The 15,086-nt window shown below is 59.4% G+C and carries 15 protein-coding genes and 1 tRNA gene; 4 read left to right on the forward strand and 12 right to left on the reverse strand.

Annotated features, from left to right (window positions below; genetic code table 11):
- Positions 1 to 113 precede the first annotated feature (113 nt).
- Together ACVMK0_RS09675 and ACVMK0_RS09680 are read left to right on the forward strand one after the other, a co-directional pair.
- Positions 114 to 1,043, forward strand: coding sequence for a polyprenyl synthetase family protein (locus ACVMK0_RS09675; protein WP_045536695.1), 930 nt, complete (start codon positions 114 to 116; stop codon positions 1,041 to 1,043).
- Positions 1,044 to 1,095: 52 nt separating this feature from the next.
- A tRNA-Pro gene (locus ACVMK0_RS09680) sits at positions 1,096 to 1,172 on the forward strand.
- A 35-nt stretch (positions 1,173 to 1,207) separates the two neighbouring features.
- On the opposite strand, the gene ACVMK0_RS09685 is transcribed toward ACVMK0_RS09680, so the two are convergent.
- The 3 genes from ACVMK0_RS09685 to ACVMK0_RS09695 are packed head-to-tail and all read right to left on the reverse strand — an operon-like array spanning position 1,208 to position 2,916.
- Positions 1,208 to 1,453 (reverse strand): hypothetical protein, encoded by a 246-nt coding sequence (locus ACVMK0_RS09685; RefSeq protein ID WP_476463661.1) that lies wholly within the window; start codon positions 1,451 to 1,453, stop codon positions 1,208 to 1,210.
- A 16-nt stretch (positions 1,454 to 1,469) separates the two neighbouring features.
- Complete coding sequence (locus ACVMK0_RS09690) at positions 1,470 to 2,108, reverse strand: hypothetical protein (RefSeq protein WP_476463662.1); 639 nt, start codon at positions 2,106 to 2,108, stop codon at positions 1,470 to 1,472.
- A 19-nt stretch (positions 2,109 to 2,127) separates the two neighbouring features.
- Positions 2,128 to 2,916 carry a TIGR04255 family protein gene (locus ACVMK0_RS09695; RefSeq protein WP_476463663.1) on the reverse strand — a complete coding sequence of 263 codons (789 nt, stop codon included), beginning with the start codon at positions 2,914 to 2,916 and terminating at the stop codon, positions 2,128 to 2,130.
- A gap of 176 nt (positions 2,917 to 3,092) precedes the next feature.
- Between ACVMK0_RS09695 and ACVMK0_RS09700 the strand changes: the two genes are divergently transcribed.
- Complete coding sequence (locus ACVMK0_RS09700; RefSeq protein WP_476463664.1) at positions 3,093 to 4,694, forward strand: Fic family protein; 1,602 nt, start codon at positions 3,093 to 3,095, stop codon at positions 4,692 to 4,694.
- A gap of 63 nt (positions 4,695 to 4,757) precedes the next feature.
- Positions 4,758 to 5,462 carry a nuclease-related domain-containing protein gene (locus ACVMK0_RS09705; RefSeq protein WP_476463665.1) on the forward strand — a complete coding sequence of 235 codons (705 nt, stop codon included), beginning with the start codon at positions 4,758 to 4,760 and terminating at the stop codon, positions 5,460 to 5,462.
- A gap of 191 nt (positions 5,463 to 5,653) precedes the next feature.
- Here ACVMK0_RS09705 and ACVMK0_RS09710 read toward each other — a convergent pair whose 3' ends face one another.
- The 9 genes from ACVMK0_RS09710 to ACVMK0_RS09750 all read right to left on the reverse strand — a co-directional run bounded on the left by ACVMK0_RS09710 (position 5,654) and on the right by ACVMK0_RS09750 (position 15,085).
- Positions 5,654 to 6,247 carry a hypothetical protein gene (locus tag ACVMK0_RS09710; protein WP_476463666.1) on the reverse strand — a complete coding sequence of 198 codons (594 nt, stop codon included), beginning with the start codon at positions 6,245 to 6,247 and terminating at the stop codon, positions 5,654 to 5,656.
- Positions 6,244 to 8,205 carry a polysaccharide biosynthesis protein gene (locus ACVMK0_RS09715; RefSeq protein ID WP_476463667.1) on the reverse strand — a complete coding sequence of 654 codons (1,962 nt, stop codon included), beginning with the start codon at positions 8,203 to 8,205 and terminating at the stop codon, positions 6,244 to 6,246. The genes ACVMK0_RS09710 and ACVMK0_RS09715 overlap by 4 nt, the downstream gene beginning before the upstream one ends.
- 85 nt (positions 8,206 to 8,290) lie before the next feature.
- Complete coding sequence (locus tag ACVMK0_RS09720; RefSeq protein ID WP_476463668.1) at positions 8,291 to 8,851, reverse strand: sugar transferase; 561 nt, start codon at positions 8,849 to 8,851, stop codon at positions 8,291 to 8,293.
- Positions 8,848 to 9,795 carry a UDP-glucose 4-epimerase family protein gene (locus tag ACVMK0_RS09725; protein ID WP_476463669.1) on the reverse strand — a complete coding sequence of 316 codons (948 nt, stop codon included), beginning with the start codon at positions 9,793 to 9,795 and terminating at the stop codon, positions 8,848 to 8,850. The genes ACVMK0_RS09720 and ACVMK0_RS09725 overlap by 4 nt, the downstream gene beginning before the upstream one ends.
- 4 nt (positions 9,796 to 9,799) lie before the next feature.
- Positions 9,800 to 10,930, reverse strand: a complete 1,131-nt coding sequence (gene wecB, locus ACVMK0_RS09730; RefSeq protein WP_476463670.1) for a non-hydrolyzing UDP-N-acetylglucosamine 2-epimerase — start codon at positions 10,928 to 10,930, stop codon at positions 9,800 to 9,802.
- Entirely contained in the window at positions 10,923 to 11,936 is a 1,014-nt protein-coding gene (locus ACVMK0_RS09735; RefSeq protein ID WP_476464678.1) for a polysaccharide biosynthesis protein, read from the reverse strand. The genes wecB and ACVMK0_RS09735 overlap by 8 nt, the downstream gene beginning before the upstream one ends.
- A gap of 11 nt (positions 11,937 to 11,947) precedes the next feature.
- Positions 11,948 to 12,802 (reverse strand): dTDP-4-dehydrorhamnose reductase family protein, encoded by an 855-nt coding sequence (locus ACVMK0_RS09740; RefSeq protein WP_476463671.1) that lies wholly within the window; start codon positions 12,800 to 12,802, stop codon positions 11,948 to 11,950.
- Positions 12,799 to 14,070: a glycosyltransferase family 4 protein gene (locus ACVMK0_RS09745; protein WP_476463672.1), complete on the reverse strand. Its 1,272-nt coding sequence runs from the start codon at positions 14,068 to 14,070 to the stop codon at positions 12,799 to 12,801. The genes ACVMK0_RS09740 and ACVMK0_RS09745 overlap by 4 nt, the downstream gene beginning before the upstream one ends.
- Entirely contained in the window at positions 14,027 to 15,085 is a 1,059-nt protein-coding gene (locus ACVMK0_RS09750; RefSeq protein WP_476463673.1) for a glycosyltransferase, read from the reverse strand. The genes ACVMK0_RS09745 and ACVMK0_RS09750 overlap by 44 nt, the downstream gene beginning before the upstream one ends.
- Position 15,086 lies beyond the last annotated feature (1 nt).

The following is a 15,086-nucleotide window of genomic DNA, read 5'->3' on the forward strand; positions in this document are numbered from 1 at the left end:
TATTTTCATCGCTACGCAAAGCACCCGATTCATTGAGCGCCGTGCCCCCTTCCGCCACCCACACCCCTGCCACCGCCTCCCCTGCTCCTGCCCTGGCGCTGGTCGCGGATGACATGCAAGTGGTCGATGGCGTGATCCGCCAACAGCTGGGCAGCGAGGTGTTGCTGGTGGGCCAGGTGGCCGAATACATCATCGGCGCCGGCGGCAAACGGGTGCGCCCGGCGCTGCTGCTGCTGATGTGCCAAGCGCTGGGCTGCACCGACGCCCGCCGCCACAGCCTAGCGGCGGTGGTCGAGTTCATCCACACCGCCACCTTGCTGCACGACGACGTGGTCGATGAGTCGGCCCTGCGCCGCGGCCGCGACACCGCCAACCACCTGTTTGGCAACGCCGCCAGCGTGCTGGTGGGCGATTTTTTGTACTCGCGCGCCTTCCAGATGATGGTGCAAGCCGGGCTGATGCGCGTCATGGACGTGCTCGCCGACGCCACCAACGTGATCGCCGAGGGCGAGGTGTTGCAGCTGATGCAGATGCACGACGCCGCGCTCGACGAAGCCGCCTACCTGCGCGTGATCCGCGCCAAGACCGCCAAACTGTTTGAAGCCAGCGCCCGCCTAGCCGCCATCCTGGCCCAGAGCGACGCCGCCACCGAAGCCCACTGCGCCGACTACGGGCAGTCGCTCGGCGCCGCCTTCCAAGTCATCGACGACGTGCTCGACTACGAAGGCGAAGTCGATGAAATGGGTAAAAGCCTGGGCGACGACCTGCGCGAAGGCAAGGTCACGCTGCCCCTGATCTGCACCCTGCAACGCTGCAGCCCCAGCGAAGCGGCCCTGATCCGCGCCGCCATCGAGCAAGGCAACAGCGCCCAGCTGCCCGAGATCATCCAAATCGTGCGCCGCAGCGGCGGCTTGGCCGACGCGCGCTTGGCTGCCCAAGCCCAAGCCCAGCGCGCCATCGCCGCCGCCCAAACCCTACCGACCAGCCCCGGCCGCGAGGCTTTGATACAATGGGCGGCTGCACTGCTGGAGCGCCGCTCTTAGCACAAACCGCCGCCTAGGCACGGGGTGCGTTGCAAGGTGCACAGTCCACACACGGGGTGTAGCTTAGCCTGGTAGAGCGCTACGTTCGGGACGTAGAGGCCGGAGGTTCGAATCCTCTCACCCCGACCAGAAATTTCCCTGCAAATCAATTGATTAAGAGATCATCAAGCGGGTGCTCTTTCATTTCCAGTGCAGCCTGGTGGCAATTTCGTGGCAATTTCTGCCCGTTCGCCCCACTTCTGCGCAGGAAGGCTAAAACGCTTCCCATAAACCTTGCTCCAAAAGTCGCAATCATGGGTGATGACGATGACGCGGCGCCCTTGGTCGTTCGCGCTGACCAGTTCCAATGCAGCAGCGGCCTCGCAGCTTAGAAGATCGCCCTGTCGCCAGTCGGTATCGCGCGGCAGCATCCATCGCCCCCCAATCCTATCGCTCGAGGGACCCGGGAATGGACATCTCGGTACGCCAATCATCCGAGGGCTGCGCTTTCGACTTCGCCAAGCCTGATCGGTCGTAGGCCGCATCCATAGCCTGGGCTTCGGCGATCAGCGACTGGATGTGCGATGGTAAGAGCTGCCCGGCAGCAGCGAGATCCATCAGGGACCGGCCCTCAAAGGCCTTCATCTTCAGCATGGAAGGCGCACGGGCGACTCGGGCGTCTCGGAAAGCGTCGGCGGCATGACTGAGGGCGCGAATCCGCTCGAACTTGTCAGGCTCGGGTGTTGCCTCGCCGCCGATCCACTTGTAGACCGCTTGCCTGGATACGCCGAACACCGTGGCCAGATCGGCGATGGCCGAGTTCAACACCTGGCGGATGTTGCCGAGGTGCTCAGAGGCAGACCGCAGGTCAGGGCGTTGCTCTTGGCTGTCGTCAGTCATCCCCACATCGATGTGGATGGGAACGCGCGCCTCCAACATCCTGCGCCATTCCCTAGCGTGAGAGATATCGAAAACGCTGCCACTGCCACCCGCTGCAAAGCCGATCAGCGCAAAGGCTGTGGCAGCGGCCCCGATAGGCGAGGCGAGCGGCACCGTTCGATTGGAAGACGGGGTCGAGGTGTACATGGCGTCTGTTTAGTCTGGTTCAGGCCCACGCGGCGCGTGCATGATCCGTCGTCGTCGCTCCGAAGGCAGACTTGATGGTCGCATGCAGCGAGAGCAACTGCTCACCCAGCTTGTCCAGATCGATCGGCATGCGGCCTTCGACAAAATGGTCTGTATCGATGACCGCGTGCGCCCAAGGCTCTTTCAGATCGAATTTCGGATCGATCATCAAGCCGTTGGGCTGCATGTCCGGCGGGAACCCCAAGGGAGCAGCCATCCTGTGCACCCGGGTCACGAGCGTCCCGGTCTGCACCAGTGGGCCAGAGTCCGTGCCAAAGACGGCTTCCGTCAGTCCGTAGCGCAGCTCGGCATTGAACTCGAACCCATGCAATCCGCTGACGAGATACTGCTCCAGGCTCTCACCGGCGCGAGGCCACACGGCATCTAGGTAGCGAAGGCCCAACCGACTGACGTGCTCGAGGGTTGCCACCTCATGCACGGCCGCCAAGCCGCGCAGCAACTCCGGGATGAACACATTGTGCGTATCGTAGTGGGTGGTGTGGTAGGTGATGGCCGACGGTGCGAGAATGAACCCAGCCGTTCGATCACCGCGGGTGAGGAGCCACTGAGGCGCCTGCGCAACCTGCGGCTCTGCTTGCAGCGCTAGGCCGGGCCCCGGCACAACCAAGTGCGTGACCTGTTGCGACTCGAACAACGGATAGCCCTCGCGCCGCAGACGATCCTGGATCTGATCCACGTACTTGGACATCGCGGCAACAGGGTTGAAGCGCGCCTGCGCGAGCGCGTAGTACACCGGCGCGTTCGACATCCTCTGGCTCACTGCTAGACTCCGATCATTGCTTGGTTGACGACTTGGTTGACAGTTTACACCATGGTTGACATGTGCCGACTCCCCCCCCAGCGGCCACTGTAATATTTTTGAGCGACTTCCTGCTTGTAAACATGTTTTTGAGCGCCCAAGCACCTTTTTGCGCATAATCGGCCATGGAAACGCAAAACCTGCTCGGGGGCGCTTGGTTGGTGGCTCGATATGGCCTCGAGCTCGTCATGCCCTTGGCGCTGCACAGCCGCATCGGAGGCCGGCGCACCACGGTGCAGTTGGCCGATGGCACCCAGACCGAGACCTTTGTCGAAACCATGCGGCCCAGCGCGGATTTGCGTGGGCATCTGACCTTCCACCTCAAGCACGAGGTCTTGCACCTGGAACTGCTCTGGCGCTTGTGCGCGCAGGTCGATGCAGGCGAACTGGTGCGCTGGATTGAGGCCGAACCCAGTGGCCTATACGCTAGGAAGGCGGGTTTTTTGTACGAATGGCTCACCGGGCGTCAACTGGATGTGCGCCTGCCCATCGCCGGCCCCTATGTGGACGTGCTCGATGCGCGCAAACTGGTGGCCGCAACCCCCGAGTGCTCTGCACCCAACCGCCGCTGGCGCGTGCGCGACAACCTGCCCGGAACGCCCGCCTTTTGCCCCATCGTGCGCAAGACCGGGGCTTTTGCGGCAGCGCTGGCGATCGATATTGCGCACTTGCTGCACGAGCTCGAACTCGAGTTTGGGGAAGATCTGCTCGTGCGCTCGGCGGTCTGGATGACGCTGCGCGAAAGCAAATCGAGCTTTGCCATCGAGGGTGAGGCCAATCAAGCCGATCGCATCCAGCGCTTTGCCGATGTGCTGGCGCGGCGCACCGGACAGGGGGCCTTGCCACTCGACGAGGCCGCGTTGGCGCAGCTGCAGTCCGAGATTCTGGGCCAGCGCACCACGCTGCAGCGCTGCGGCATCCGCCAGTCGCCGGTGTTTGTGGGTGAGGTGCACCGTTACCAAGAGCTGGTGCACTACGTGGCCCCGCCGGCAGACGAGGTACGGGCCATGCTCGACGGGCTCAGCGCCTTTTGGCAGCGCACCCAGGGCCAGTCGGCGCTGCTGCGCAGTGCCGTGCTGGCTTTTGGTTTTGTCTATATCCACCCGCTGGCCGATGGCAACGGGCGCGTGCATCGGTTTTTGGTCAACGACGCCTTGCGCCGCGACGGGGTCGTCAAAGAGCCGATGATCCTGCCGCTCTCGTCGCTGATCACCAGCGACGCTGCAGAGCGGCGCGCATACGACCGCATCCTCGATACGGTCTCGAGCCCGCTGATGGGCGCTCTGTCTGGGGCATACGCGTTTGGCCCGCAACAGACGCTTTACCCCGACGGCATTCGATCGAATTTCGTGTTCACGGGTGAGGCGGTGGCGCGGCCGGTCTGGCGCTACCTGGATTTGACGCCCCACGTGGTCTATCTGGCCGATGTGCTGGCGCGCACCATCCGGGTGGACATGCGCAATCAGTCGCGCTACCTGCGCAGCCACACCCGGGCCCGGGCGGCGATCAAGGACATCGTCGAGATGCCTGACGCGCAGATCGATCGCGTCATTCGCTCGATCGAGGCCAATCAAGGCCAGTTGTCGAATGTGCTGGCCAAGGAGCTGCCCTTGCTGGCCGAACCCGGCATCTGGCCGTCCATCGTGCAAGCCGTGGCGCGCGCTTTTGCTGGCTTGCAGGCTGGCGCAGCCACCAAGCCCAACCCCGCTGGTGCCATCGACGAGTAAAGATGGCCTGAACTGGATCGTTTGGCATCATCGATGCCGTCACAAGACCCCAAAGGAGTGCAGATGTCATTGCTGTCGGTGTTCAAAGGCTGGCTGGGAGAAGCGCAGGGGGCGCTGGCGCACCGGCTGTTCCTAGACGACAAGATCTATCACCCGATCAACAACGTGACGATTCCGACGGCCAACGGCAGCACGCAAATCGACCACGTCATCGTCTCGCGCTTCGGTCTTTTTGTCGTCGAGGCCAAAAACATGAACGGCTGGATCTTTGGCGACGAGCACGGCAAGCAGTGGACCCAGAGCCTCTACGACAAAAAGCACCAGTTTCAAAACCCGTTGCACCAGAACTATCGGCACACCAAAGTCTTGGCCGAGTTTCTGGGCGTCGACCACGACAAGCTGCATTCGGTCGTGATGTTCTGGGGCGAGGCGCAGCTCAAAACCCAGATGCCACCCAATGTGATGACCGAGGGCTACGCGACCTACATCCAGAGCAAGCAGACCGTGCTGTTCTCGGATGAGGAAGTGGCCCAGTTGATCGAGGCGCTTCGTACCGGGATGCTGCCCAAGACTTGGGCTACCCGAAACGCCCACATCGCGTCGTTGCAACAGCGCCACAGCAGCACCACCACCTGTCCGAAATGCGGCGGGGCACTGATTCAGCGCACAGCCAAATCAGGCCCCAACGCAGGACGCCCCTTCCTCGGCTGCGCCAACTTTCCCAGGTGTCGCCACACCGCTGCCGTCAATGAGGGCAAGTCAGTTTGACTCTGACCTGCTCGCATCAGAACCCATGCGGGTGACCAACACCGGTTGTTCTGACCCGCGTGGCGTCGCGAAATCCGGCAACAAAAAAGCCCAACTGAGAACAGTTGGGCGTTGAATTTTGGTGGTGGAGTTTAGCACTCCATCGAACTTTCCTCAATAACGCCTGCGGGTTGGTGCGGAAGCGCGCGGAGTCATGCGGCCTCATCACGCTGCGCCAGCATCTCATGCAACCAGGCGCCAAAACGCCGCTCGCACTCCTGCAGTAAAACATCAGACAGTCGCTGTAGCGCTTCGGCACCCGCCTTTGTCAGGGAGTCCGTTCCTGTCGGCGTGAAGCTTCCGTGGGCCACCATGACACGTAAAGCTGTAGCAGGAATGCGGATATCAATATCACCGTCCATGAACAGCTGGAGCTTTTTTCGCAATCCTTCTTGTGCGAACAGTCCTTTGGAATCCGCAGAAGGTCGAAACAGAACTTTTCGTAACGCTGCCGCCAAGGCGGAATCGGGGATCTTCCAAGATGTAACGTTGCTCCCAATGGCTTCGCCAAGCAGTTCGGCGGCACTGTAAGCCGCAAGCAAACGCAGTCCAGCGGTGTAGCCGCGCAGTGCCTTTTCGCTGTACCCATGTGCATGCACGGCTTCAAAGTGTGTAGCCAAGCGATACCTTGCGTAGAAGCGGTTCAGTTGCCGTCTAGTGGCCACCGGGCAAAACCTGTCCTCCCCCTCGCGACACTTCGCGCAAAACAACTTCCAACCAACCAAGTGATGAACATTGGTCTTCATGCAATCGCCTTTGCTTCAGCCTCTTGCTCCAAGTACACCCAGTCGACAATGTCGTCGCTGGGGATGTATCCGGCCACCAGTTGCTGCATCATCAGGCGGATCACGCCCACGTCGTTCACGTTCAGAGCCATTTCCAGGGCGGTGAGCTTGGCCTCGAATTCGGCCCAGGGGATGAACTCTTCGTGGGCCTTCATGATGCGGGGGTGCACGGTGGGCTTGGGGTTGTCGCCGATCAGTAGTTCTTCGTAGAGCTTCTCGCCGGGGCGCAGGCCGGTCACGGCGATCTCGATGTCGCCCTCGGGGTTCTGTTCGTCTTTCACCGTCAGGCCCGAGAGTTCCACCATCCGCCGGGCCAGGTCCATGATCTTCACGGGCTGGCCCATGTCCAGCACAAACACATCACCCCCCTTGGCCATGGCGCCGGCCTGGATGACGAGCTGAGCCGCTTCCGGGATGGTCATGAAGTAGCGCGTGACTTCTGGGTGCGTGAGGGTGATGGGCCCGCCGTCGCGTATCTGCTGGCGGAACTTTGGCACCACCGAACCCGACGAGCCCAGCACGTTGCCAAAGCGGACCATGCTGAACTTGGTACCACTTGGTTTGCCCGCCTGGTGGGCCGCCAGCGCCTGCAGCGCCATTTCGGCCAAGCGCTTGCTGGCCCCCATCACGTTGGTGGGGCGCACGGCCTTGTCGGTGCTGATCAGCACGAAGTCGGCCACGCCGTTTTCCGCCGCGGCCTGGGCGGTACGCAGTGTGCCCAACACGTTGTTCTTGATGCCTGCGGCCGGGTTGTGCTCCACCAACGGTACGTGCTTGTAGGCGGCGGCGTGGTAGACCGTGTCCGGGTGCCAGGTGGACATGATCTCGCGCATGCGGTCATCGTCCTGCACCGAGGCCAGCAGAGGCACCAGAACGGGTGGCGTAACGCCGTCCAGCCCAGCTAGCTTCTCTTCCAGTTCCTGGTGAATGGCGTACAGGGCGAATTCGCTCTGCTCGATCAGCAGCAGCTTGGCGGGGTTCACCGCCAGGATCTGGCGGCACAGTTCGCTGCCAATGGAGCCGCCCGCGCCCGTCACCAACACCACCTTGCCCACGATGTTCTTGACCAGCAGGATGTGATTGGGCGTTACAGGTTCGCGGCCGAGCAAGTCGTCAATGTCCAGTTCCCGCAAATCCGAGATGCTGACCTTTCCCTGGGCCAGGTCGGTCACGCTGGGCAGGGTACGCACGGCCACGTGAGCACTTCGGATCTGGCTCAGGATCTCGTTGCGGCGCTTGCGGCTCAAGCTGGGCATGGCCAGCAGCACGTCGCTGATATTGAGCGTGGTGGCCAGGTTGTCCAGGTCGGCCGGGTTGTAAATGGGCTGGCCGTTGAGTACGTGGCCATGCAGGCGGTCGTCGTCATCCAAGAACCCCGCCACCTGCATTTCGTGGCTGTTGGCCATGGCAGCAGCCAACTGGCGGCCGGTGGTGCCTGCGCCGTAGATCAGCACCTTGGGGCGGGAAGCACGCTTGAGGATGCTCAGATACTGATCACCCAGCCAGACCCGGGCCAGCGCACGCGATGCACCCACGAACAACAGCAACAGAATCGGCTGGATGATGCCCACCGTGCGGGGCACCCCGGCCACGCCAATGGCCATAAAGATGGAGGCATAGAGCAAGCCGTAAATGCCCACTGCGCGGGCAACAGCCAGCAAGGCTGGCCAGCCGCTGTAGCGGAAGATGGCGCGGTACAGGCCAGACACCACAAAGATGGGTAGGGCTATGCCTACTGAGGCAGCCACCGCCCACAACGCGGTGCCAGACAAGGCAACGAACTCCCCCAGCCGCAGATAGAAAGCCAACCAAACGGTCAGGACGCAGAGGCCCAGATCGACCGACAAAGCGACGAATCGCTTCGCTGCTCGTGGCAAGGCCAGGATGGGGACGGCCAGCTTAAACAGAGGCTGTTTCATGGCGTCCATCCCCCTGGGTCCTGAGTCCTGAGTCCTGAGTCCTGAGTCCTGAGTCCTGAGTCCTCAAGATGATCTGTGTTTTTCTTCAATGTGACACTCCATCCCTTGCCAGAACCTTCAACGCTGTCAACCAAAGTATCTTCATATCGAAAAGCAACGATCCGCGCTCCAGATACTCCACATCCAGCTGCACCTTCTGAGGAATCGGCAGTTCATCCCTTCCATTGACTTGCGCCCACCCGGTCAGGCCGGGCACCAGTTCGTGCACGCCCTTTTCTGTGCGCAGCGCAATTAGGTCATCTTGGTTGAACAGCGCCGGGCGGGGGCCTACGAAGCTCATGTCGCCTTTCAGGATGCTCCACAACTGGGGCAATTCGTCCAGACTGGATTTGCGCAAAAAAGAGCCGATGGGTGTGAGCCACTGTTCAGGGTTCTGCAGCAAGTGCGTGGCCACCGCTGGTGTGTCGATGCGCATGCTGCGGAACTTGGGCATTATGAAAATTCGGTTGTGGCGGCCCACACGGTCGCTCCAGTAAAGAGCGGGTCCTGGCGAAGTCAGACGAACGGCCAGTGCCGTCATCATGATCGGCAGTGCAAGAAACACTGCCGCCGCCAACGCCACAATCAAGTCAAATAAACGCTTCATGGGGGAAAGCCTTCAGCGGCACGCCGCAGCCCTTCATCCACCGACACCGGTGGAGTCCAGTCCAACAGCTGGCGGGTTTTGGTAATGTCTAGCTGCAATGAGCCGCAAAGGCGCTGGTATATACCCGGCTTATTCAATACGGTCGCCCCCAGCTGCAACAGTGCAGGTGGCAGGTAAAACAGACGTGCCGGGTGCCCCATCGCGGAACCCATACGCTTGAGCAGCTGTGCCGTTGAAAGGTCTTCACCGTCACTCACCAGGAATGTCTGGTTGGCTGCTGCAGGGTGGTGCAAGCACGTCACGATCAAGTTCACCAGGTTGTCCAGCGCCACCAGGCTGCGGCGGTTGCGTGTCACAGCAGCCAGTGGCAGCGGCACACCGAGCGCCAACCAACGCATCATGGACTCGAAGTTGGCTTTCACGCCCGGTCCATACACCAGAGGCGGCCGAATGATCACTACCTCCATGCCCGTTTCAGCGGCAATCTGTCGGAGCAGCTGCTCGGCCTCGTGCTTGGAGACGCCGTAGGGGTCTTCTGGTGCAGGCGCATCATCTGCAGTGAACGGATGCCCCGCTTCCGTGAATTCACCGTTCACCTTGACTGAGCTTAGATAAACAAAGCGCCTCACCCCCGCGACCGCTGCCTGGCGTGCAAGAGCAGCTGTGCCTTCGACATTCACGCGACGAAACTCTGCCAATGGGTCCGAGCTCTTGTCGCTCATGACGTGCACGCGAGCGGCCAAGTGCACGACCTGTTCCACGTTTTTCAGGGCTTCCGACCAGTCGGTGTCCGAAGCGAGGCCGTCAATCGTGACGCCCTCAGTTCCACCGGGCCGCGCATTCGACGATCTCACGGCTCCTCGCACAGGCGTACCGTCTTTACGTAATCTTGCGCAAAGCGCAGAACCAACAAACCCGTTCGCGCCCGTCACCAACGTTGTCATGGGTTCACAAGGCCTTGTGCCACACCGTTCGGTTCACGTAATCGGTGTAGCTTTCCACGATGCGAAGCACTTGCTTGGAAACCGAAGGGTTTTCGTAGTCCTGCACGGGGCGTGCAGCGGCTTTCTCACGAGTGTGTTGCGCCACTGTGATTCGAACCGCATCCAGGACACGGTCTTTTGTCAGGCCCGCCATGATCAGGGTACCGGCATCCATCCCTTCAGGGCGCTCGTGTGCATTGCGAATCGTGATGGCAGGCAGATTCAACAAAGACGCTTCTTCTGTGATCGTTCCGCTGTCGGAAATCACGCATAACGACTCCATCTGCAGCCGAATGTAGTCACAGAAGCCAAATGGCTTCATGAATTGAATTCTGGCATCAGGTTCCACTCCCGACAGGGCGTCGAGCCTCTTGCGGGTTCTGGGATGGGTCGAGACGATCACAGGCACATCGTAGGTTTCTGCCAGTGCGTTCAGGGTAACCAGCAAGTCCCGAAGGTTCTCCTCCGAGTCCACATTTTCTTCCCTGTGCGCACTGACGATGAAGTAACGCCCTTGCTCAAGTTGCATACGCTGGAGTACGTCAGAGGCCTGGATCTTGGGCATGTAGTGATCCAAGACTTCACGCATGTGCGATCCGGTCTTGATGATCGTTTCAGGTCGGATGCCCTCCGCTATCAAATAGCGCCGCGCATGCTCGGTCAGCACCAAGTTGATGTCGCTCAGGTGGTCTAGCACCTTGCGATTGAGTTCCTCGGGTACGCGCTGGTCGAAACACCGGTTACCTGCCTCCATATGGAACACCGGTACCTTCCGCCGTTTTGCCGCAATTACCGCCAAGCAGGAGTTGGTATCGCCATACAGCATCACAGCGTCCGGCTGCTCAGTGGCCAACACCTCGTCGGCTTTCTCGATCACCCTTGCAATGGTTTGCGCCGCGTTGTCTCCCACAGCTTCCAGAAAGTGGTCAGGTTTACGGATTTCCAGATCGTCAAAGAAAACCTGATTCAGTTCGTAGTCGTAGTTTTGGCCGGTGTGTACCAGCACATGCTGGGTGTGGCGGTCGAATTCGGCGATCACCCGACTCATCTTGATGAGTTCTGGCCGGGTGCCGACGATGGTCATGACTTTAAGCATGCAACTCGTCCTTGATGTAGTCCAGAGTCAGCAGCAAGGACTTGACCTCTTCAACGTTCAGACGCTTGGTGTTGTGCGAGGTGTAATCGTCCAGCGTGGAAATATCGGTCTCACCCTCGCTGAAGTACTTGGCATAGTTCAGGTCGCGGTTGTCGGCAGGAATGCGGTAGTAACCACCCATGTCGATGGCGTGCGCCATCTCCTCACGCGATATCAGCGATTCGTAAAGCTTCTCACCGTGCCGCGTTCCAATCACCTGCGTCTGCTTTTCGGGATGGCCAAACAGTTCTTTCAGTGCTTGTGCAAGGTCTCCCACGGTTGAGGCAGGCGCCTTCTGCACAAAAATGTCACCTTGCTGACCATGGGTGAAGGCATACAGCACCAGGTCCACAGAGTCTTCCAATGACATCAGGAAACGGGTCATGTTCGGGTCGGTGACTGTCAGCGGCCGCCCCTCCTTGAGTTGCGATACAAAAAGCGGAATGACAGATCCACGCGAAGCCATCACGTTGCCGTAGCGCGTGGCGCAAAAGACGGTCTCTCCAAGTTGCTGCAGCCGGGCTTTGGCGACCATCACCTTCTCGGCCATCGCCTTGGAAATACCCATGGCGTTGATTGGATAGACCGCCTTGTCGGTGGACAAGACCACCACACGCTCAACACCCGCATCAGTCGCTGCATTCAGCACGTTTTCAGTGCCCATTACGTTGGTGCGCAAGGCCTCCATCGGGTAGAACTCGCAGGACGGAACTTGCTTCAATGCCGCCGCATGGAAAACGTAGTTCACACCCTTCATGGCCTGCCGCAAGCTTGTCTCGTCGCGCACATCGCCGATGTAAAACCGCAGCTTGGGGTGATTTAGAACAATGCGCATGTCCTCCTGTTTTTTTTCATCCCGGCTGAAAATGCGGATCTCTTTGACATCCGTATCCAGAAAACGCTTTAGCACCGTCTGTCCAAAGGAACCGGTGCCACCAGTGATCATAAGGGTTTTGTTGTTGAACAATGTCTTTCCTTTCACCGGAACTCGCGCATTTTCGCGATCAAATCTGGCCATGCAGGCGCCACATAACCCGTGGCTTCCCTGAAACGTGAGGCATCCAGAGATCGATTGATTTTGACTTGGTTATCAGGCTCGATCTGTAGATTTTTGCCATACTCACGATTAATGATATTAAGCAAATCGTGTTTTGATATAGGCTCGGCGGCTACGTGGTAGACGCCGTGTAGGCTGGGATGCGGGATGACGAATTCGCGAATCACCCGGGCCAGCTCAAAGGTCGGCAAGCCGGAAAAGACCGCTTCGGTGTAGCCCTTGACTCTCGCCTGTTGCGACAGAAACCATTCGACCAAGCCATGAGCGTTATGCAGCTCGTGGCCGATGATGGAGGTGCGCAGCGTAATCGCATGTGGGTAATCCACTTCCCCCAGATACTTGGTGCGTCCATACAAATCACTAGCATCGGGGAAATCTTCCTCCCGGTACATTCCTTTTGAACCAGAAAATACACAGTCAGTGCTGATCTGGATTAGCCGCACATTCCCGGTCTGGCATAACCGCGCCAGCCGGTGCGGCAGCATGGCATTGATAGGCAGGGCGCTCAATGGATCATCCGCATCAGCCAGTTGTTTGACCAGCCCGATGCTGTTGATGACGACATCCGGCATCACCCGTTCAAACAGCCGCGCCAATACCTCCTCACGCTCAACATCCACGCCAGATTCCAGATGCTCTTGCAGTTCCGGCTTGAACAGCTCGACGCTGGCAACGGAGCGCACAGTCCCAGTGACCGAAATGTTTTCGCTCCCAGCCAGAAAACGAAAAACCGCATTGCCTAGCATGCCGCTGGCACCCAGTACCAAGACTTTCATGCGTCACTCCCTTGTGTGCTGGGTGAATTCAGTATCGCCAGCAGTTCATCCATCAGCTTATTGTGTTCAAAGTGCGTCATGAAATATTTTTGCCCGTTTTCGCCCAGCGTGTCGAGTTCTCGTGGTGTCATCTGGTAAAGCTGCAATATGGCTTTTGCCAACCCGGCCGCGTCTTGCGCCGGCACGGTCAGCCCGGCACCCGCGTCCTGAATCAGCTTCGCACCCTCACCGTCCAGACAGGCCAGCACCGGCCTGCCCGCTGACAAATAGGCCTGCACCTTGCTCGGTATGGTGGCAGCAAAGATTTCATCTTTCTTCAGCGTAACGAGCAACACCGAGGCTCGCCGCATCAGCGCTGGCATGGCTTCCACTTGAAATCTTCCGGGCAGCAACAGGTTCTGAAGTCCTCGAGCTTCCTGCTGCTCCAGCATCCAAGGTCGCAAACTGCCGTCACCCACCACCAGAATCTGGATTTCAGGCCGGTCACGCAGCAGAGCTGCAGCCTCCACAATCACATCAACTGCCTGCGCTGACCCAATATTGCCCGCGAACACCACGCAGAAGCCTTCTTTCAGGTTTGTAATGTCTGGCATACCGGTTGCGGAAGCAGGGCTGAAGTCTGCGGAGTTCGGGAAATATTTCACTGGCGTTGCACCAGACAAGGCTCGAACCGGCCCGATAAATCCACGGGACTGCACCAAAAGCAGGTCGCAACGCCGGTAAATAAAGCGAACAACTTTTTCAACCAGCCAGAGGATCAGCCGGTTTTTGACATGGCCGGTCGCCGACAGACTCTGAGGCCAAAGATCCTGAATCCAGAGCACAACCGGACAGCCTTTGAGCCAGCCGATTAGGAGCGCAGGCAGGGCTTGCAGAATCGGCGAAGGCGCATAGACAAAAATCACATCGAACTTTTTTCGTCGCACCAACCAGGAACCGACAACCGAAGCACTCAGTACAAACGAAAGATAGTTGAGCGCCAGCCCCAGCTTCGGTATCACACTGCGCGGTATCAGTGGAACCCGGACAACGGTACCACTGCCATCAGTGGCCGAGACGGATGCGCGCCAAGCGGTGTATCCTGGAAAGATTTTCCCGCCCGGGTAATTTGGTTGCCCTGTCAGCACGGTCACGTCGCAACCCCGCATAGCCAGCGTGTCCACCACCTGATTGATCCGGAATGTCTCGGGGCGAAAATACTGGCTGAGTACTAGAAGCCTCAATTTATTTGCCCATTTCCAGAATTTTTTGCAGAAACTCCTGCGCATTCATCAGCGGCAATTCTTGCGCTGGTTTCCCGAGAAACCTGCCGACGGCACGCGCTATTGATGTCGGGGACAGCGGATCAAAACTCTCCTCCGGGTCCAGCACATCACGCACATAGTCAAGCTCCGAAGCCAACACCGCCAGCCCAGCCTGCCGGGCCTCGATGAGCGGCAGCCCGAAAGATTCCAGCAGGGAAGGAAATATCAATGCGCCAGAGTCTCGGTAGAGACTAAGTACTGCATCGGGCGAAATTGTCCCGAGAATCCGGATTTGCAGGCCCCGCTCTTCGGTACGTGCTCTGATCCAGTCACACAGCACCGGGTCGGCCTGCGGATCCAGCGTCAGAGCCAGTGAAGGGAAATGACCCTGCTCAGCCAGTAGAGTCCACGCCTCTACCAGTCTCCGGTGGTTCTTATGCGGCTCGCCGGAGGCTACATAAACAAAGTCCCACTGGGTCGAAGCCGTTTTCCCCGAACCTGTGGCTGTTGGGCTAATCGTGCGCCGATAGCCTGTGCTGTCGGCAACAAAGGGCCAAACCTGCACACTGACCATGCCAAGCAGGAGGCGCTTTGTCAGCAAGCGCTCCATGCTGGTGCTCTGCACTATGTAGCCGCTGACATGCTGAGCCCCCGCCGACAACAAAAACCGTTCTAGCAGAAGGCGAAGACGCACCCGCCAGCCAAAATTTCGAAGACTGGACTGTTCTATCAGATAGCGGTTCTGGACAAAGACAAACACCCGACTCCGCAGCTTGAATAGCGGTGGCAGATTGCCAAAGCAAAGTACCGTGTCATCGGCTTGCGCATTGCGGTTAAGCCACCGTTCTGATACCAGTCGCCGCCACACTGTCGGCACCACACGCCGGACACTCAGACCGGAGGGCAAGCCCTCGGCCAGCTTCATCCGCTCATCCAACAGGGCGATCACCGGCAAACCAGCTGGTAAAGACTGCAGCAACGCATTCAGCAACACCCGCCCTCCACCGGCATGAACGTTTGTTGCGTGGATGTAGAGCATC

The organism is Serpentinimonas sp. SSL01 (assembly GCF_056323735.1).